The 17,956-nt window shown below is 72.9% G+C and carries 15 protein-coding genes and 1 pseudogene; 10 read left to right on the top strand and 6 right to left on the bottom strand.

Annotated features, from left to right (window positions below):
* Positions 1 to 108: 108 nt before the first annotated feature.
* The 5 genes and pseudogenes from ABB07_RS08285 to ABB07_RS08265 form a co-directional block, all read left to right on the top strand.
* Positions 109 to 1,227, top strand: a pseudogene (locus ABB07_RS08285) (ABC transporter ATP-binding protein); the annotation flags it as partial.
* 362 nt (positions 1,228 to 1,589) lie between these two features.
* On the top strand, positions 1,590 to 2,243 hold the full coding sequence (locus tag ABB07_RS08280) for an ABC transporter permease (RefSeq protein WP_208898113.1): 654 nt from the start codon (positions 1,590 to 1,592) through the stop codon (positions 2,241 to 2,243).
* Entirely contained in the window at positions 2,240 to 2,908 is a 669-nt protein-coding gene (locus tag ABB07_RS08275; RefSeq protein ID WP_208898112.1) for an ABC transporter permease, read from the top strand. The genes ABB07_RS08280 and ABB07_RS08275 overlap by 4 nt, the downstream gene beginning before the upstream one ends.
* A 118-nt stretch (positions 2,909 to 3,026) precedes the next feature.
* Positions 3,027 to 3,989: an ABC transporter substrate-binding protein gene (locus ABB07_RS08270; RefSeq protein WP_208898111.1), complete on the top strand. Its 963-nt coding sequence runs from the start codon at positions 3,027 to 3,029 to the stop codon at positions 3,987 to 3,989.
* Between the two features lie 213 nt (positions 3,990 to 4,202).
* Positions 4,203 to 5,597: an MFS transporter gene (locus tag ABB07_RS08265; protein WP_208898110.1), complete on the top strand. Its 1,395-nt coding sequence runs from the start codon at positions 4,203 to 4,205 to the stop codon at positions 5,595 to 5,597.
* Positions 5,598 to 5,715: 118 nt separating this feature from the next.
* On the opposite strand, the gene ABB07_RS08260 is transcribed toward ABB07_RS08265, so the two are convergent.
* Both ABB07_RS08260 and ABB07_RS08255 read right to left on the bottom strand, forming a co-directional pair.
* Positions 5,716 to 6,729, bottom strand: coding sequence for an Lrp/AsnC family transcriptional regulator (locus ABB07_RS08260; RefSeq protein WP_208898109.1), 1,014 nt, complete (start codon positions 6,727 to 6,729; stop codon positions 5,716 to 5,718).
* A 28-nt stretch (positions 6,730 to 6,757) separates the two neighbouring features.
* Entirely contained in the window at positions 6,758 to 7,213 is a 456-nt protein-coding gene (locus tag ABB07_RS08255; RefSeq protein WP_208898108.1) for a tellurite resistance TerB family protein, read from the bottom strand.
* Positions 7,214 to 7,388: 175 nt separating this feature from the next.
* On the opposite strand from ABB07_RS08255, the gene ABB07_RS08250 reads away from it, so the two are divergent.
* Both ABB07_RS08250 and ABB07_RS08245 read left to right on the top strand, forming a co-directional pair.
* On the top strand, positions 7,389 to 7,757 hold the full coding sequence (locus tag ABB07_RS08250) for an ArsR/SmtB family transcription factor (RefSeq protein WP_208898107.1): 369 nt from the start codon (positions 7,389 to 7,391) through the stop codon (positions 7,755 to 7,757).
* Between the two features lie 16 nt (positions 7,758 to 7,773).
* The gene (locus ABB07_RS08245) at positions 7,774 to 10,521 is read left to right on the top strand and encodes an HAD-IC family P-type ATPase (protein WP_244189267.1); all 2,748 of its coding nucleotides are present in this window, start codon (positions 7,774 to 7,776) and stop codon (positions 10,519 to 10,521) included.
* Positions 10,522 to 10,757: 236 nt separating this feature from the next.
* Here ABB07_RS08245 and ABB07_RS08240 read toward each other — a convergent pair whose 3' ends face one another.
* Together ABB07_RS08240 and ABB07_RS08235 are read right to left on the bottom strand one after the other, a co-directional pair.
* The gene (locus ABB07_RS08240; RefSeq protein WP_244189266.1) at positions 10,758 to 11,219 is read right to left on the bottom strand and encodes a DUF6114 domain-containing protein; all 462 of its coding nucleotides are present in this window, start codon (positions 11,217 to 11,219) and stop codon (positions 10,758 to 10,760) included.
* A 5-nt stretch (positions 11,220 to 11,224) separates the two neighbouring features.
* Entirely contained in the window at positions 11,225 to 11,941 is a 717-nt protein-coding gene (locus ABB07_RS08235; RefSeq protein WP_208898105.1) for a DUF6230 family protein, read from the bottom strand.
* Positions 11,942 to 12,628: 687 nt separating this feature from the next.
* Here ABB07_RS08235 and ABB07_RS08230 point away from each other — a divergent pair.
* A complete protein-coding gene (locus ABB07_RS08230) occupies positions 12,629 to 13,282 on the top strand; it encodes a Tat pathway signal sequence domain protein (protein ID WP_208898104.1) in 654 nt (217 codons plus the stop codon).
* A 30-nt stretch (positions 13,283 to 13,312) separates the two neighbouring features.
* Here the strand turns inward: ABB07_RS08230 and ABB07_RS08225 are convergent, their stop codons facing one another.
* On the bottom strand, positions 13,313 to 14,227 hold the full coding sequence (locus tag ABB07_RS08225) for a lytic polysaccharide monooxygenase (protein ID WP_208903335.1): 915 nt from the start codon (positions 14,225 to 14,227) through the stop codon (positions 13,313 to 13,315).
* A gap of 449 nt (positions 14,228 to 14,676) precedes the next feature.
* On the opposite strand from ABB07_RS08225, the gene ABB07_RS08220 reads away from it, so the two are divergent.
* Positions 14,677 to 15,324, top strand: a complete 648-nt coding sequence (locus ABB07_RS08220; protein ID WP_208898103.1) for a ScbR family autoregulator-binding transcription factor — start codon at positions 14,677 to 14,679, stop codon at positions 15,322 to 15,324.
* Positions 15,325 to 15,346: 22 nt separating this feature from the next.
* On the top strand, positions 15,347 to 16,537 hold the full coding sequence (locus ABB07_RS08215; RefSeq protein WP_208898102.1) for a damage-control phosphatase ARMT1 family protein: 1,191 nt from the start codon (positions 15,347 to 15,349) through the stop codon (positions 16,535 to 16,537).
* Here ABB07_RS08215 and ABB07_RS08210 read toward each other — a convergent pair.
* A complete protein-coding gene (locus ABB07_RS08210) occupies positions 16,530 to 17,792 on the bottom strand; it encodes a cytochrome P450 (protein WP_208898101.1) in 1,263 nt (420 codons plus the stop codon). The two genes, ABB07_RS08215 and ABB07_RS08210, sit on opposite strands and share 8 nt — an antisense overlap.
* Positions 17,793 to 17,956 lie beyond the last annotated feature (164 nt).

Raw genomic sequence — 17,956 nt, 5'->3', positions numbered from 1 at the left:
GAACGCTGCAACACTCGCGGTCTAGACTCTCCCCGCAACGGGCTGCGCAGCGACGACCGTGGCCGACAGCAGGCGGAAGACCGCCAGACCCGAAGGGCATGCGGCGTTTTGATACGCATAGAGTCAGTCACGAAGCGGTATCCGGACGGCACGGTCGCGGTCGACCGGCTGTCGCTCGAGATACCGGACCGCGCGATCACCGTCCTCGTCGGGCCCTCCGGCTGCGGCAAGACGACGACCCTGCGGATGATCAACCGGATGGTGGAGCCCACCGAGGGCAGCATCCTCCTCGACGGCACCGACATCCGCCGGCAGCCGGTCAACACCCTGCGCCGCTCGATGGGTTACGTCATCCAGAACGCCGGGCTCTTCCAGCACCGCACCATCCTCGACAACATCGCCACCGTGCCCCGGCTGCTCGGCTGGAGCAAGCAGAAGGCCCGCGCGCGAGCCGCCGAGCTGATGGAGCGGGTGGGGCTCGACACCGCGCTCGCCAAACGGTACCCGTACCAGCTCTCCGGCGGCCAGCAGCAGCGCGTCGGCGTGGCTAGGGCGCTCGCCGCCGATCCGCCGGTGCTGCTGATGGACGAGCCGTTCTCCGCCGTCGACCCCGTGGTGCGCAAGGGGCTGCAGGACGAACTGCTGCGCATCCAGGACGAGCTGGGCAAGACCATCGTCTTCGTCACCCACGACATCGACGAGGCGATCAAGCTCGGCACCATGGTCGCCGTCCTGCGCACCGGCGGCCGGCTCGCCCAGTTCGCGCCGCCCGCCGAACTGCTCAGCGCGCCCGCCGACGCCTTCGTGGAGGACTTCCTCGGTGCCGACCGCGGCATCCGCCGGCTGTCCTTCTTCCCGTCCGCCGGCCTGGAGCTGCAGACCGCGCCGATCGTGCGCGTCGACGCCGGCGCCGACGAGATCGCCTCCCGCGCCGACGCCCCCTACCTCCTCGTCACCGACCCCGACGGCAGGCCGCTCGGCTGGAGCGAGCCGGACCGGCTCACCGCCGGGACCGTCGACCCGGCTCAACTCCTCGACCACGGGCGCCCGTTCGTGCCCGGCAAGGACTCGCTGCGCACCGCGCTCGACGGGGCGGTGCTCTCGCCGACCGGCTGGGCCGTCGCGGTGGACGGCGAGGGACGCGCCGTGGGCGTCGTCTCCCAGCAGGTCATCGGCGAGGCCATCCGCACCGCCCACAGCCGGGCCGCGACCGCATCCGACACCGGGCAGGACCGGCCCGCGGACGGGGCGGAGGGCCGCGCCGCGGACGGGGCGGACGGTGCGAAGGACCGGGCGGTCGACGGTGCCGACGCGGCAGATGACCAGGACGCGGATGCCGGCGACGGCGCGAGGGGCCAGTCCGTGGACGGTGCCGACGGCGCGAGGGGCCAGTCCGTGGACGGTGCCGACGGCGCGAGGGGCCAGTCCGTGGACGGTGCCGACGGCGCGAAAGGACGGTCCGTGGATGGTGCCGACGGCGCGGGGGACCAGGCAACCGACCGCCCCGGCCCGGTAGCTGCCCGGCCGGCCGACGGCGCCGATGACGGCGGCGGTCAGGCCGCCGACGGTGCCGACCTCAAGGCCGCGCCGTGAACGGCTTCTTCGACCTCCCGAGCGACCTCCAGCACAGCTACCTCGGGCTCGTCGGGCTGCATGTGCGCGAGGGACTGCTGCCGGTGCTGGCCGCGCTGCTCGTCGCGCTGCCCGTGGCCCAGCTCTGCGTGCGCTTCCGCTGGGTCTACCCGCCCGTCCTCGGCGTCACCACCGTGCTCTACTCCATCCCGTCGCTGGCCTTCTTCGTCGTACTCATCGACTACTTCGGGCAGAGCGAGACCACGGTGATGATCCCGCTCGGGATCTACAGCCTGGTGGTGCTGGTGCCGGGGATCGTGGACGGCGTCCGCTCGGTGCCGCAGGAGACCCTGGCCGCCGCGCAGGCCATGGGCTTCGGGCCCGTACGCCGCTATCTCCAGGTCCAGTTGCCCATCGCCGCACCCGCGATCATCGCGGGCCTGAGGGTGGCGGTCGTCTCCAGCCTCTCCCTGGTCAGCGTCGGCATGCTCATCGGCAACCAGGGTGCGCTCGGCAACATGCTCTACACCGCCACGACCTACCACCGGCCCGCCCTGGCCGTGAACTCGGTCCTGACGACGGCGCTGCTGGGCGTCCTCGCCGACGCGCTGCTGGTGCTGCTGCGCCGCCTGCTCACCCCCTGGATGCCGAGGAAGGGTGCCACCCGGTGAACGTCCTGAACTTCGCGCACGCCTTCTTCAGCGACAGCGCCCACTGGCACGGCTACGACGGCATCCCCACCCGGCTCGCCGAGCACGTCAAGTACTCCCTGGAAGCACTGCTGTTCGCCGCCCTGATCGGACTGCCCGTCGGCCTGGTCACCGGCCACTACGGCCGCGGCGGCAACGCCCTCGCCCTGATCGCCACGGCCGGCCGGGCCCTGCCCAGCTTCGGTCTGCTGGTCCTGATGTTCATCTGGATCGGATTCGGGCTGGTGCCGGTGATGATCCCGCTGGTCGTGCTCGCCGTACCGCCCATCCTGGTCACCACCTACGAGGCGGTCCGCTCCGTCGACCCCGCGCCGGTGGACGCCGCCCGGGGCATGGGCATGCCCGAGGCCAGGGTGCTGTTCCAGGTCGAGCTGCCGGTCGCGCTGCCCCTCGTCCTGAGTGGCCTGCGCACCGCGGCCATCCAGATCGTCTCCACCGCCACCATCGCCGCGTACGTCAGCCTCGGCGGACTCGGCCGCTACATCATCGACGGTCTCTACCAGAAGGACTACGAGAAGGTGGTCGGCGGCGCCAGCCTGGTCGCCGGGCTCGCCCTGGTCACCCTCGTGGTGTTCTGGGCGGCCTCCCGCCTCACGGTCTCGCCGGGGGTACGGCGGAGCGGCTGACGTTTGTTTCCGTTCATCAAGAATCCGTTACAAGGCAGGTGCAAGTGCCCGCAGACCCAGTCGAATCGGAGATCCGCGGCACTTGACTGACCGAGAACCGGCTGGATTGGATCGGCGGGTGACTTCCATCAACCGCATCAGCAGGTCCATCCGGAGGAACCGAGGCGCGGCGGTGGTCGCCCTCGCGGCGGCGACGGCCCTGCTGGCGGGCTGTTCCTCCAACGGCGGCAAGTCCGGCGGCAACCCGCTGACGGACAGCCAGGCGAGCGGCGACACCGTGGTCGTCGGATCCAACAACTTCCCCGAGAGCACCCTGCTCGCCGACATCTACGGCGAGGCCCTCAAGGCCAAGGGAATCAAGGTCAGTTACAAGCCGAACATCGGCAGCCGCGAGACCACCTACGGGCTGATCAAGAACGGCGCCATCAAGGTGCTGCCCGAGTACAACGGCGCGCTGCTGGCCTACCTCGACCCGAAGGCCAAGCCGGTGTCGGCCGAGGCCACGACGACGGCCATCGAGGCCAAGCTGGACTCCGGGCTGACCCTGCTCAAGCCCGCGGCGGCGCAGTCCAAGGACTCGGTGACGCTCAACGCGGACACCGCGAAGAAGTACCACCTCACCGAGAAGTCGACCGTCGCCGACCTGAAGGACATCGCGAAGGACCTGGTCATCGGCGCCTCGCCGGAGTTCCAGACCCGGCAGCAGGGGCTGGTGGGCCTGAAGTCGGTCTACGGCCTTCAGTTCAAGTCGTTCAAGGCGCTCGACGCGGGCGGCCCGCTCACCCAGGCCGCCCTGCAGAAGAACGCCGTGCAGGCCGCGGACATCTTCACCACGGACCCGACCATCTCCAAGGAGAAGTTCGTCGTCCTGCAGGACCCGAAGAACCTCTTCGGCTTCGAGAACGTCCAGCCGCTCGTCCACAAGGGCGCCCTGTCCCAGAAGGGCGCGGACGCGCTCGACGCGGTCTCGGCCAAGCTCGACACCGCGACCCTGCTGGACCTGGACACCCAGGTACAGGTCAAGGGCAAGGACCCGCTGGACGTGGCCCGCGCCTGGCTGAAGACCGCCGGCCTCGCCTGACGGCCGGTCCTCGGCACGACTGCCTGCATGCCGACGCGGGTGCCCCCGGAGACCGGGAGCACCCGCGTCGCTTTTCCTCAGGATCAGCGCGGTCCATGGAAGAAATCCGCATCCCCACCGTTCCCGATGGAGCCCGTCTCCCTCGCTCCCGCACGCTGACCCGGGGCCGGTCCCGGCCCCCGCAGCGAGCGCGAGAGGAACAGTGGAACACCCATGACCACAGCACAGGTGGCCGTCGCCACCCCCTACCGCGGGCGGTGGCCCGGCCTGGCCGCCCTGCTGCTCGGCGAGGCGATGAACCTGCTGGACGCGACCGTCGTACAGGTGGCCGCGCCCGCCGTCCACGCCGACCTGGGCGGGCCGGTCTCGGACGTCCAGTGGTTCGGCGCCGCCTACACCCTGCCGTTCGCGGTGCTGCTCATCACCGGCGGACGGCTCGGGGACATCGCGGGCCGGCGCCGCATGTTCGTGCTCGGCGTCGCGCTGTTCACGGCGGCGTCCATGGCCTGCGCACTGGCGCCGTCGCCCGGGCTGCTCATCGCCTTCCGGGCGGTGCAGGGCGCGGCGGCGGCGCTGATCATTCCCCAGACCATCGGGCTGATCAAGGCGATGTTCTCGGGGGAGGAGACGGCGAAGGCGCTGGGCAGCATCGGACCGGTGATGGGCCTCGCCGCCGTCTGCGGGCCCGTCCTCGGCGGTGTACTGACCCACGCCGACCTGTTCGGCTCGTCCTGGCGGTCCGCGTTCCTGGTGAACGCGCCGGTGGCCGCGCTGGTGCTGGTCCTCGCCCGGCACCTGCCGGAGAACCGCGCCCCGCACCGCCCGGCCCTCGACTGGCCCGGCACCGCCCTGGCCGCACTCGGCACCGGGCTCCTGGTGTACCCGCTGATCGGCGGCGACCTCAGCCAACTGGGTACTACCGACTGGCTGTTGCTCGGCACCGGACTGCTCGTGCTCGCCGGCTTCGCCCGGCACCAGCGGCGCACGGCCCGTCCGCTGCTGGAGCCCGGTCTGTTCACCCACCGCGGCTTCCCGGCCGCTCTCGTCACCTCCACGGCCTTCTTCGCGGTGACCAACGGTCTGACCGTCGTGGTCGTGCTCCAGCTCCAGCTCGGCGCGGGCACCGGCGTGCTGGCGTCCGGACTGAGCCTGCTGCCGTGGTCCGCCGGTCTCGCCGTCGCCTCCTGGTGGGCGGGTTCACGGCTGGTACGGCGGCACGGACGCCGGGTCATGCCGTACGGGCTCGGGCTGCTGCTGACCGGACTGCTGGCCGCCGTGGCCGCGTACCGCACGACCACGCCGGGCCACTACCCGGTCGCCCTGCTCCCGGCCCTCGCCCTCGTCGGTCTCGGCGCCGGCCTGTTCACCCCCGCCTTCTTCACCCTCGCCCTGCACCCCCTGCGCCCGCAGGAGATCGGCTCGGCAGCCGGACTGCTCAACGCGGTACAGCAGTTGGGGGCCACGCTGGGCGTGGCGGTCCTCGGCAGCACATACCTGGCGGGAACGGGCCGCGGCGCACCCCAGGCGGCGTGCTGGGTGGCGGTGGGACTGCTGATGGTGGCGTGGATCGCGAGCGGGGCGGTCGGGACGGCGGAGGGAGCTTCATAGGCGCCCCGTGCCGCGCTGGGCGCGGTGGGTTTCGCTTGCCGGCGCCGGCGGGAAGCGCCCCGAAGGGGCGCGGGGAACTGCGCGACGAGCCACAACGCGCCCGCAGTCGCGCACGGTCTCAACCGCCCCACCCGGCAGGCGCCTTGCCCGGCTGTCCCCGCCGCACCCTTTCCAGATCCGTCAGCACAGGACTCGCCGCCTTGAAAGTCCGCAGCACCGGACTCGTCTCCAGCGCGTCGATCTCCCGCAGCGCACCCAGCCGCCGCGTCAGATACCGGTGCAGGTCGGCCGGATCGCGGCACAGCGCCTGCGCGACCAGGTTCGTGCGGCCGGTGGTCGCGGCCACGAAGGCCAGCTCGTCATGGCCGGCCAGGGCGAGCGCGACCTGCTCCAGGTCGGCCGGCCGCACCGACAGCCACAGCAGGGCCCGGGTGCGCACGCCGAAGAGCGCGGCGTCCACCTCCACGTCGAAGAACAGCGTGCCCGACGCGCGCAGTTCGGCCAGCCGCCGGGCCACGGTCGTGGGCGACCAGCCGGTCGCCCGGGCCAGTTCGCCCTGCCCGGCGCGCCCGTCCCGCTCCAGCGCGGCCAGCAACTCCGCCTCCTCCGGCCCCGGTTGCCGTACCCCCTCGGCGCTCTCCCGGTACCGCAGGGCAGCCTGCTGCTCCTCGTCGAGGGCCTGGGCGCTGCGGCGCCAGTTGGCGGGGCCGCCCAGGTAGGTGTGCAGCAGGCAGTGGGCGGAGACGGCCGTGATGCCGCCGGTGCGCGGGACGTCGTGCAGCAGGAGGGGGCCGGGGGAGGCGTCCTCGGCCGGGGCGTGGATCACCGCCGTGATCTCGGTGCCCCCCGACGTCAGCTTCACCCAGGACGTGTCCGCCCGCCGTACCAGCGCCCCGGCGATGTCCTGGGCCGAGCGTGCCGTCGCCGTCAGCCGGACCAGCCACTGCGCGCGGCCCGCCCGGTGCGGGTCGGCGAGGCCCACCACGCGCAGACCGGCCTCCTGGCGCAGCCGGCGGTAGCGGCGGGCCACGGTCTGTGCCGAGACACCGAGCACCTCGGCGATCCTGCTGAACGGCGCCCGGCCGTCCAGGTGCAGGGCGTGGATGAGGGCACGGTCGAGGTCGTCGAGCATGCGCCCATCCTCGCGTGGCCCGACGGGCTCAGAGGTCGAACTCGTGCGGCGGCAGGTCCAGCGTGTAGCAGGCCTCACGCACCACGGCCTGCTCCGTCTTGTCGAAGTCGCCGTCCGCGCCGCCGATCACGATGCCGATCTGGATCACCGCCCGCGCCTCGGCCGGCTTCTTCTTCGCCTTGGCGATCTCCTGCAGCACGCTCACCTTGCCGAAGGCGAAGTCCGTCGTCAGCTTGCTCAGGTTCTCCTCGAAGCGGCGCCTGAGGTCATCCGCCGGGAAGTTCTGCAACACCTCGTTCGTCGCGATGAGCTGGGCCACCCGCTGGCGCTCCGACGGATCCACGCTCCCGTCCGCGGCCGCGACGAGCGCGCACATCGCCATGCTCGCGTCGCGGAACGCGCCGCTCTTCAGGTCGTTCTTCTTCGCCACCAACTGGGTCTGCATCTGCGTCGCCGATTCCTTGACGCGGTCCCACAGTGCCATGCGCACTCCTCGTATCACTCGCGATCCACGGCCGGGCGTTCCCCGGCACACCGGCGAAGACTTCCGCAGCACCGGGGAAACTCCGGGGACCGCCGGGAAGTTCCCGCCACCTAGACTGAATCGCCGTACACGGACGGACAGACGGCACACAGGACGACGCGGAGGGAAGGCGACAGTGGCGACAGCGCCCGGCACCGGCTACCAGGACCCCTCCGCCGAGGTGCTCGCCGAGGCGGCCGCCGCCTTCGGGCTGCTCGCCTCGCCCGCCCGGCTGCACATCGTCTGGGCGCTGATCCAGGGGGAGAGCGACGTCACCGGGCTGGCCGAGCGGGTCGGCGGCGCGCTGCCCGCCGTCAGCCAGCACCTGACCAAGCTGAAGCTGGCCGGGCTGGTCCGCTCCCGTCGCGAGGGACGCCGCCAGGTGTACTTCGTGGACGCCGCCGGACAGGCCGCCGTCGTCGAGGTCGTACGCCTCCTCGTCGGCCGGCTCGCCGAGCGCGCCGCGGCCGTCCCGGCCCCCGCCCGCCGCCTCCGTGGCCTCTGAGGCCCCGACGGGTCCGGTGGGCGGACCCGGGACCGGCCCGGCGAGCGGCACGTCGCTGCAGGTGCTGCGCCGCCTCGACACCGGCCCGCGCGGACTCACCGACGCCGAGGCCGCCGCCCGGCTCGCCACCCACGGCGAGAACGCGCCGCCCCGCCCGCGCACCCCCTCCGCGCTCCGGCGCTGTCTGCGCGGCCTGCGCGACCCGTTCACCGCCGTCCTCCTCACCCTCGGCCTGGTCTCGGCGTTCGTCGCCTCCTGGGGCACCGCCACGGTGATCCTCGCCCTGGTCGCCGTCAGCTGCGCGCTGCGCGCGGCCGGCGAGCGCCGCGCCGACCGCTCGCTCGCCTCCCTGCGCGAACTGGTCGCCGGCACGGCCAGCGTGCTGCGCCGCGCCGACGGCACCGCCGCCCCGCGCGCCCACGAGGTCCCGGTGGCCGACCTGGTGCCCGGAGACGTCGTACGGCTCGGCCCGGGCGACCTCGTCCCGGCCGACGTACGACTGCTGCGCGCCCGCGGTCTCACCGTGTCCGAGGCCGCGCTCACCGGCGAGTCGGCGCCCGTGGCCAAGGCCGCCGCCGAACCGCCGGAGCCGCCCGGCGAGTCCACGCTGTGCTTCCAGGGCAGCGCGGTCGTCGCGGGCAGCGCCACCGCGGTCGTCGTGGCCACCGGGGCGCGCACCCGGTTCGCGGCCGCGCAGCGTGCGCCCAGGGCGCGCGAGCCCAGCGCCTTCGACCGGTCCGTGCACGGCATCGCCCGGGTGCTGGTCCGGTTCATGCTGCTCACCCCGCCGCTGGTGCTCATGGCGGGCGCGGTGCTGCGCGGCCAGGGCCTGCAGACGCTGCCGTTCGCCGTGTCCGTGGCCGTCGGGCTCACCCCCGAGATGCTCCCGGTGATCGTCACCACGTGCCTCGCCCGGAGTGCCGCACTGCTGGCCCGCACCCGCCGGGTCGTCGTACGGCGGCTGCCCGCGCTGCACGACCTCGGCGCGATCGACGTGCTGTGCGTGGACAAGACCGGCACCCTCACCCAGGACCGGCCGGTCGCCGCCCGTTCCCTCGGGCCCGACGGCAGGGACGATCCGGAGGTGCTGCGCTGGGCGGCCGCCGGTGCCTGGTGGACCCTGAACCTCGCCGAACTGCCCGCCCCCGACGCCCTGGACGCGGCGCTGCTCGACGTCGCCGGGTCCGCGGGGGAGGAGTACGACGGGCTCGCCGCGCTGCCCGTCGCGCCCGGCCGGCGGCTCGCGACCGCCGTCGTCGCCGGCCGGCTCGGCCACCACCTGCTGATCACCAAGGGAGCCGCCGAGGACGTCCTGGCGCGCTGCGCGCTGCCGGACGCCGAGCGGCAGCGGCTGCTCGCGCTCGCCGCACGCGAGGCGGAGACCGGACAGCGGGTGCTGGCCGTCGCCACCGCCGAACGCCCCGCCCGCACCCGCCCGTACACCCCCGCCGACGAACGCGGACTCACCTTCCGCGGCCTGGTCACCTTCCGCGACGAACTCGCCCCGGGCGCCGCCGAGTCCCTGCGTACCCTCGCCTCCCTGGGCGTCGGCGTCCACATCCTCACCGGCGACCACCCGGCGACCGCGGCACGCGTGTGCCGGGAGGCGGGGCTGGAGCCCGGGGAGGTGCGCACCGCGCAGGGCGGCGCGGGGGAGGGCCCGGGCCCGGGCCGGGCCTTGGGGACCACCACGGTCGTCGCCCGGTGCACCCCCGAGGACAAGGCCCGTGTCGTCGCCGGGCTGCGGGCCGCCGGGCACACCGTCGGTTTCCTCGGGGACGGCGTCAACGACGTGGCCGCGCTGCTCGCCGCCGACGTGGGGATCGCGCCGCGCGGGGCCGTGGCGGTGGCGCGGGAGAGCGCGGACGTCGTGCTGGCCGAGAAGGACCTCACCGCCATCGGACACGCCGTCACCGCCGGCCGCCGCAGCAGCGCCAACATCGCCGCCTATCTGCGGGTGACCCTCTCCTCCAACCTCGGCAACGTCCTCGCCATGCTCGCGGCCGGACTGCTGCTGCCCTTCCTGCCGATGCTCCCCGTGCAGGTGCTCGCGCAGAACCTGTGCTTCGACGCCGCCCAGCTCGCCTTCGCCCACGACCGCCCGGCCCCGGGCGAGCTGCGCCGGCCGACCGTGCTGCGACCGCCCGCCTTCCTGCGGTTCATCACCGGCTTCGGCGTCCTCAACGCCTTCGCCGACCTCGCCACCTTCGGCGTCCTCACGCTCGCCCTGAACGGCCCCGACGCCCTGCACGACGAGGCCGTCTTCCACTCCGCCTGGTTCACCGAGAACCTGCTCACCCAGGCGCTGGTCATGCTGCTCCTGCGCGACGGCCGGCGCCTCGCGCGTGACAGCCGGATCCTTGTGCGTGACGGCCGGCGCCTTGCGTGTGACGGGAGGCGCCGCGCGTGCGGCGGGTGGTGGCGCCTTGCGTGCGGCGGGTGGTGGCCCCTTGCGCGTGGCGGTCGGCGCCTCATGTGCGACGGGTGGCGCCGCACGAGGAGTGGGCGGCGCCTGACAAGTGGCGGGCGGCTCCTTGCGAGCGGCAGGCGGCGCCTTGTGAGCGGCGGGCGGTCCGGGCCGGTCGGCTGGGCCGCCGCCTTCCTCGCCGCCGTGGGGATCGCCGTACCGCCCAGCCCACTGGGCGCCGCGCTCGGCATGACCGCCCTGCCCGCCCCGTACCACCTGCTGCTGGCCGCCGTCCTCGGCCTGTACGCCGTGGCCCTCACGGTGACCACGAAGCGCCACGCGCGACAGCGGCCCTAGCATCGCGTTGCTCGACGTCGTCAGTCGGTTGAGGCCACCGGCCCGCCAGGAGCCGACGGCTCCCTCGTTCAGCAGCCGCCAGTGTCCCGCGATGAGTCTGGCCGCAGACTTGGCAGGGAGCATCCGCGCGGTGATCCACCGCGCGTAGCCCCCCCCCGAGCAGCTGCTCGCGCTTTCGGCCGCCGGTTCCGAGCACGGCGAGCTCCGCGACGGACCGAACCCGCCCTGCGGTGCCGTCAGGCGGCCAAGCCCTTCGCCCCCTTGGTGCCCTCTGCCTGTGCTCGTGCCGTCGCCTTCGCCTGCTTGCGGCGTTCGCGGCGGCTGACGCGCGGCTCCTGGTCGGGGAGCCAGCCGAAGGCGAGGCAGCTGCCGGTGACGCCCAGCAGGAGGCCGATGAAGAAGCCGCCGAGGTTGGACGTCACCCAGGTGCCCAGGGAGAGCAGGACGCCGGTGATGGAGTAGAAGAGCCGCTGCGCCGGGTTGAAGAGGATCAGCAGGCCCAGCAGCGCCATCAGCGTCGGCAGCAGGTAGCCGGCCGCCCCCTGCATGCCGATGTGCATCACGACCTTCAGCGAGGCTTTCTCGGTGAGCAGGATCTCGCCGCCGGCCAGCGCGAGCAGCAGCCCGCCCCAGAACGGCCGGCGGGCCCGCCAGCCACGGAAGGCGGCCCGCGCTCCCCGGCGTGGACGGTCGGCCACGGCGATCAGCAACCCGAGCCGCTGAAACGGAGCTTGAGACCGGGCAGCTTGAACACCCCAGCCGTGGTCGCGTAGTTGGTCTGCCGCAGGTTGGCGATGCGCACGGTGTCGGCCTGCTGGCTGAACACACCGATCGGGCCCTTCACGCCCGCCTTGGTCAGAGTGCTGGCGTCGTTGCCGATCTCGATGTTGTTGAACGCGGCGTCGCCGGACAGCTCGGTGGAGTCGGTGGTCAGGTCGCTCGCCTGCACCTTGTCCGCACCGCCGCCCGCCGTGATGAGCAGGTTGGTGCCGCCGAGGTCGACGCTCTGGCACAGCTTGGTGAGCGTGGCGTTCTTGATGGCGGAGGTCACCACCAGCTCCTGGCCCCCGGTGTCGCCGGCGTTCGGGCTGCCGTCCGCCATGTTGTCGAGACCGCCGAACTGCTCGAAACCGGTTCCGTTCAGTTCCGTCGCGGTGACCGTGAACGGCATGCCGGAGATCGCGAACTGCACGCCCAGCGCTCCCTGGGCGGTGAGCACCGCGAGACCGGCGGCGACGAGGGTGGCGGGTACCGCCATCACCGCGGCCCGGCGGGCCCGGACCCGGCCCCGTCTCTCGCCGCCCGCGGCGGTGACGGCCGCCTGCGGTGTTTCAGGGGTTTCAGAGGTTTCGGAGGGTGAACCGTTTCCCGGGTTCTCGGGGGTGTTGCCGACGGACGGGACGTCCGGGGACGAGGCCATGTCTGCTCCCATGGGCATGCATCAATGCGGGTCGGGCTTCAGAGGCGCGGTGTCCTGGCGCGGACAGCGACTGTCGCGTACGACTCCTCGCACCCCGGCGGAGCAAGGGCTTTCTCGTTACGCGGCAGTAGCCTTCGTGGAAGTTACCGCCGGTTACTTCGGGGGGTCAAGGCAGTTGTGAAAAAAGCGTGCCGGATGTGCGCGAGCTGCGATCAAGAGCCGTAACCCGCCTTGCCCGGCTTGACGTTGACGGTTGATCAGGTCTACAACTTCCCCTGCTTCCGCGGATCCGTGGCGCCGGATCCGCCGAGCGGCACCGGATGCGTTTCCCGGCCTCTCACACCGGCCGCTCACCTCGGACGACAGAAACCGTTCACATCGGTGCGGCCCGGCACGGCCCCCTTCCCCCCGGATCGTGCCCGGCCGACCCCTGCCGGCCCGGCCGAAGGCCTACCCCCGGGCCTTCGGCCGGTGCCCGCACGGCCGCCGTCGCCGGACCGTCGCGTACGGAGAAGGCGCACGGTCCTGCGTCGGCGGCACCGCGCACCTGATGGCACCGCGCACCTGACGGCACCGCGCCCGTACGGCGTCACATGCCGTCCCGCACCATCACCCGCCCATCCGCCACCCCCATCCGCCACCCCCCATCCACCTCATCCGGACCCCACCCAGGAAAGAGGCATCCGCATGCGTACCCGATCCCTTCTCGCCCTCGCCGGCACCGCCACCGCCCTCACCCTCGCGGTCGCCGCCCCCGCCTCCGCCGACGGCGGCGCCGTCCTCACCACCGGCAGCGCGGGCGGTACCGCCGTCGCGGCCGGCGACACCGTCACCGCGCCGCTCGCCTCCGGCACCTCCGCCACGCTCTACTCCAGCGCGACCGGCACCAGCGGCGTCAGCTGCACGTCCTCCCAGTTCACCGCCACGGTCACCGGCAACCCGGCCGCCCCCGGCACGGCCACCGAGTCCGTCACCGGGCACACCTTCGACCCCAGCTCCTGCACCAGCAACGTCACCGGCGTGCTCGGCGTCAGCAGCATCACCGTCGACAACCTGCCCTACACGGCGACGGTCGCCTCCGACGGCACCCTCACCGTCTCGCCGGCGAGCGGCTCCACCATCCAGACCACGGTCAAGCTGCGCACCCTGCTGGGCTCCATCACCTGCGTCTACCAGGCGGCCTCGCTGACGGGGAAGGCCGACAACGCCGACAACAGCATCAGCTTCACCAACCAGCAGTTCACCAAGACCTCCGGTTCGTCGCTGTGCTTCGCCAACGGCTACTTCACCGCCAAGTACGCGCCCGTGACGGACGGCGGCACCCCGGTCTACGTCAACTGAGCGACGAACTTCCCCTGAGAACCGCAGAGTTCAGCGTCGACGGAGACGCACTGCGAGGGCGGCGCCCCCGGTGAGCACCAGCACCGCGGCGGCGCCGCCCGCCAGCATGGGCGCGGAGGGGCCCGTGCCCCGGGTGACCTGCCCGCCCGCGGCGGGAGCCGGGCCCGGAGTCGTCACCCGCGCGGTCTCGGCCTGCCCTGATCCTGATCCCGGCCCTGATCCTGATCCCGGCCCTGATCCTGATCCCGGCCCCGACCCTGATCCCGGCCCCGGCCCCGCTCCCGCTCCCGCCTTCTTCTCGCCCTTCTCCGGAAAGACCACGTCGGAACACGAGTAGTAGGTGTCCGGCGTGCTGGTGTTCTGCCAGATGGTGTAGAGAACCTGACGGCCCGTCCGATCCCGCGGGAGTCTCCCGGCGATGTGATACGCCCCGTCCCGCAGCGGTGGATCGGTGACCTGGGCGAAGGGCCGCTCCGGCAGATCCGACCACCTGAGCGGTTTCGCCGGGTCGTAGCCGGGCTTGGTCAGATACAGCCGGAACGTGCCCGTGTGCGCGATCGTCGAGGCGTACGTCATCGTCAGTGCGGCCCCGGGCGTCAGCCGGGTCGCCGGCCAGTCCCGCCGCGCCAGGTCCAGGCCCCGGTACGCCGGCAGGTTTCCGCTGCACAGCCTGCCGTCCGGAATCACCTGCCGGTCACGGCCGTTCACCCCTGCCACGCGCAGGTTGTCCCACGCGGTGAAGGGGGCGCCGTTCGCCGTGACCGCCGCCCGGCAGGCCGCCGAACGCGCGGCGTCGCCGCCCTGTGGGGAGCAGGAGTAGACCCGGCTGACCGGATCCGTGGGGGCGCCGTGTGCCTGGGCAGACCCCGCCGCCCACGACAGGAGCAGGAGCGGGGCCGCGGCGGCGGCCGCCGTGACGCTCGGGCGGGCGGTCATCCGGGTCATCCGGGATGTCTCCTCGGCGGGCGCGGGAACGGGGTCTGCGCGGTCCAGTACGGCCGAGGCGTTGGGTGTGTTCACCCCGAGGTTCACCCCGAGCGGCGTATCGATGGTCAGGGGGCGCGAAAGCACCGACCGGTTCGGACGTTTCGCGCCTGATTCGAGGCCCCGTTGAGGAGCCGGCGGCCGTCCTCGTATCGTGGCGATCATGGGTTCGGCGCCCGCTGTCCCGCGGCTGCCGACGACAGCCGGGAAAGGAAGGGGGAAACCGTTCTCATCTCGCTGTTCACGGACCGCCAGGGCCTGTCCGGCGCCGGATCCACCGGTGACACGTGTGGGCCTGCCGGCCCGCACCCCGGGACCGCCGCTGCCGCTCGGTGAGTTATCGTGTGCAGGGGGTTAAAAACAAACCGCATGTCCCGTTCGTAGGTATGAGTCGCGAGGAGGGGTCCTAGATGGCGAGGCAGTTACGCGCCGAACAGACCCGGGCAACGATCATCACGGCCGCCGCCGATCTGTTCGACCGGCAAGGTTACGAGTCCACGAGTCTGAGCGACATCGTCGCGCACGCGAAGGTCACCAAGGGGGCGCTGTATTTTCACTTCGCCGCCAAGGAGGACCTCGCCCACGCCATTCTCGAACTCAACGCCAAGGCCGCGAAAGCGCTCGTCGCCGAGGTCGAGAGCCGCGGCTGCTCCTCGCTGGAGGCCCTGATACGGACCACGTTCGGGGTCGCCCGGCTCGCCGTCGAGGACCCGGTGCCGCGCGCCGCGCTCCGCCTCGCCACCGCCGATGTCGCCGTACGGCCGCCCCTCAGGCATCCGTTCACCGAGTGGCTGGAGTTCTCCGCCCGGAAGTTCACCGGAGCCGTCAGGGAGTCCGATGTGCACGGCGAGCTCGACGTCGGGGTCGTCGCGCACTCCCTGGTCTCCTTCTTCGTCGGCACCCGGGTCGCCGGCCGCTCGCTCGAACCGACGGGACGGCTGCCGCGCCGGGTCGCCGAGATGTGGCACCTGCTGATCCGGGGCCTGGTCCCGGTGCACCGCCGCCCCCGCTACGTCACGCTCGCCACGCAGCTGGAGCGGGAGATCAGAACCGCCTGAGGCGCGCGATACGGTGACGGACATGCCCCCCACCCCGTTCGCACCCGTGATCCTCGGCAACGAACCCGGCTCGTTCCCGCACAGCGTGCTGGCCGAACGGCATCCCGCCGTCATCGGCCGGGTGCGGGACGCCTTCCCGTACGGCCCCGGGCAGCACCGGGCGCTGGACGAGCTGCTGAAGAGCTGCACGGAGGGCACGGTCGAGCCGCTGCCCGCCGCTGCTCCGGACCGGGACCGGTGGCAGGAGTGGGGCCTGCCCGGCTGTGCCGGGCGGTCCTGGTACGACGTGCCGTGGCTGTGGGCCGAGAGCTACTTCTACCGCCGGCTGCTGGACGCCGTCGGCTGGTTCGGACCCGGCCCCTGGCAGGGCATCGACCCCTTCCGCCCGTTCAAGCGCGCCGAACTCGACGCGCCGGAGACGGACGGGGAACTGGCCGCGCTGGACGCCCTGCCCGGCCTGCCGGAGGAGGAGCGGGCGCGCGCCCTGCTGCACGGCTCGCTGTGGGGCAACCGCGCCGACCTCGGCTTCCGGCTCTCCGCCGAGGGCGCCGAGGCCCGGGACCCGGCGCCCGCGCTGGTCGCCGACGACAGCGCGGCCCTGTGGTCCCTGCTGCCGCCCGGCAGAGCGGCCACACTCGTGCTGGTCGCCGACAACGCCGGCCGTGAACTCGTCCCGGACCTGCTGCTGCTCGCCCATCTCCTCACCGAGGGCCGGGCCGCCCGGGCGGTGCTGCACGTCAAGCCGTACCCGTACTACGTCTCCGACGCCACCACCGCCGACGTCGTCGACGCGCTCCACCGGCTGCGGGCCGCGTCCGGCGCGGCCGCCGAGTACGCGCGCGTGCTCTGGTCCGCCATGGCCGACGGCCGCCTCACCGTGCGCGCCCATCCTTTCTCCTGCGCCCCGCTGCCGTACGCGGAGATGCCGGACGACCTGCGCGCCGAGTTCGCCGCGGCCGACCTGACCGTCTTCAAGGGCGACCTCAACTACCGCCGTCTGGTGGGCGACCGGCTCTGGCCGCCGACCACACCCTTCCAGGAGACGACCGACTGGTTCCCCGGCCCGGTCGCCGCGCTGCGCACCCTGAAGTCGGACGTGATCACCGGCCTGTCCGCGCCGACCGAGGCCGCGCTGGAGGCGGCCGAGCCCGGGAGCTGGCGCACCAGCGGCACGCACGCGCTGATCCAGGTCTCCGGCGCCGACGTCAAGTAACCTGGACCTCCAGGGACTTGATGCCGTTGATGAAGTTCGACACGAGACGCCCGGCCGGTGCCGCCGGTCGCGGAGCGGGGAGCGCCCGCAGCACCTCCTCGTGGAACAGCAGTAGTTGCAGCCGTGCGAAGTGGGCGCCCAGGCATACGTGCGGACCGTCGCCGAAGGACACGTGCGGGTTGGGGGAGCGGGCGAGGTCGAGCCGGGCCGGATCGGTGAAGACCCGCTCGTCCCGGTTGGCCGAGGCGTGGAAGACCACGACCTTGTCCCCGGCCCGGATCCGCTGCCCCGCCAGCTCGGTGTCCCGCACCGCCGTCCGCCGGAAGGTCAGCACCGGCGGATGCCAGCGCAGCAACTCCTCGATCGCTGTGGACAGTTCCGTCTTCCCGGCGCGCAGCGAGTCGTACGCCTCCGGGTGTTCCACCAGTGCCAGCAGCCCGCCCGGAGCCGCGCTGCGCACGGTGTCGTTGCCCGCGACGGTCAGCAGGAAGAAGAACATCTCCAGCTCACCGTCGGCGAGTTCGGCCTCGTGGGCGAGCGTCGTCAGGATGTCGTCGGCAGGATGCCGTCGCTTGTGGTCGGCCAACTGTCTCGCGTACGCGAACATGTCCTTCAGCATCGCCGGGGACCGCGGATCGACCGGCTTGCCCGTCGCGTCCAGCACCGCGGGACCGGCCTCGTCCGGGTCCTGGTAGCCGATGACCCGCTGCGTCCAGTGCAGCAGCAGCCGCCGGTCGCTCTCCGGCACGCCCAGCAGGTCCGCCAGGTTCAGCAGGGCGTACTCGTCGGTGACGGTGGCCACCACATCGACGGTGCCGTCCCCGTCCCGCGCCTGCTGCAGCGCCCCGGCGAGCAGGGTGCGCGCCCGCTCCCGGGCGACCGCCGCGAACCGGTCGATCCGGCCCGGCGTGAACGCCCGGCTCACCAGCCGCCGCAGGCGTCCGTGCCGCGGCGGGTCCTGGTTGAGCATCATGCGGCGGATGAACGGCAGGTCCGCCGGGTCCGGGTCACGGATCTGGGTCGCGCCGAGGTGGGAGGAGTACGTCGTGGCGTCCTTCAGCACCCGGACGACGTCCGCGTGCCGGGTCACCGCCCAGAATCCCGGCCCGGCCGGCCAGCCGAGCACCTCCGGCTCCTCCTGCCAGGCGACCGGGTGATGGTCGCGCAGCAGGCGGTAGTCGTCGTACGGCACACCGACGGCGTACCGGCGCGGGTCGAACACGTCGGGCACCGGCGGGTTCTCACGCACGCTCACGCGGGCTCGCCTTCGCCGACAGGGGCCACGTCGGCCGCCGGGTTGCCGGCGTCCCCACGGTTTTCGGCATGCGCAGGCCTTTCGGTGTCCGCAGGCCTTTCGGTGTCGGCAGGCATTGTGGTGTCCGCAGGCCTTTCGGTGTCGGCAGGCCTTGCGGTCTCGGC

This window comes from Streptomyces incarnatus (genome assembly GCF_001027185.1).
In the GTDB taxonomy this organism is placed as follows: Bacteria; Actinomycetota; Actinomycetes; order Streptomycetales; family Streptomycetaceae; genus Streptomyces; species Streptomyces puniciscabiei.
Note: the sequence above shows the minus strand (reverse complement) of the source record. Positions and strands in the feature narration are given on the sequence as shown.

Bases quoted from the DNA above. Each gene is read 5' to 3' on its own strand.
- ABB07_RS08255 (WP_208898108.1), bottom strand. From the start codon at position 7,213: ATGGCACTGTGGGACCGCGTCAAGGAATCGGCGACGCAGATGCAGACC.
- ABB07_RS08230 (WP_208898104.1), top strand. From the start codon at position 12,629: ATGCGTACCCGATCCCTTCTCGCCCTCGCCGGCACCGCCACCGCCCTC.
- ABB07_RS08260 (WP_208898109.1), bottom strand. From the start codon at position 6,729: ATGCTCGACGACCTCGACCGTGCCCTCATCCACGCCCTGCACCTGGAC.
- ABB07_RS08225 (WP_208903335.1), bottom strand. From the start codon at position 14,227: ATGACCCGGATGACCGCCCGCCCGAGCGTCACGGCGGCCGCCGCCGCG.
- ABB07_RS08265 (WP_208898110.1), top strand. From the start codon at position 4,203: ATGACCACAGCACAGGTGGCCGTCGCCACCCCCTACCGCGGGCGGTGG.
- ABB07_RS08235 (WP_208898105.1), bottom strand. From the start codon at position 11,941: ATGGCCTCGTCCCCGGACGTCCCGTCCGTCGGCAACACCCCCGAGAAC.
- ABB07_RS08220 (WP_208898103.1), top strand. From the start codon at position 14,677: ATGGCGAGGCAGTTACGCGCCGAACAGACCCGGGCAACGATCATCACG.
- ABB07_RS08215 (WP_208898102.1), top strand. From the start codon at position 15,347: ATGCCCCCCACCCCGTTCGCACCCGTGATCCTCGGCAACGAACCCGGC.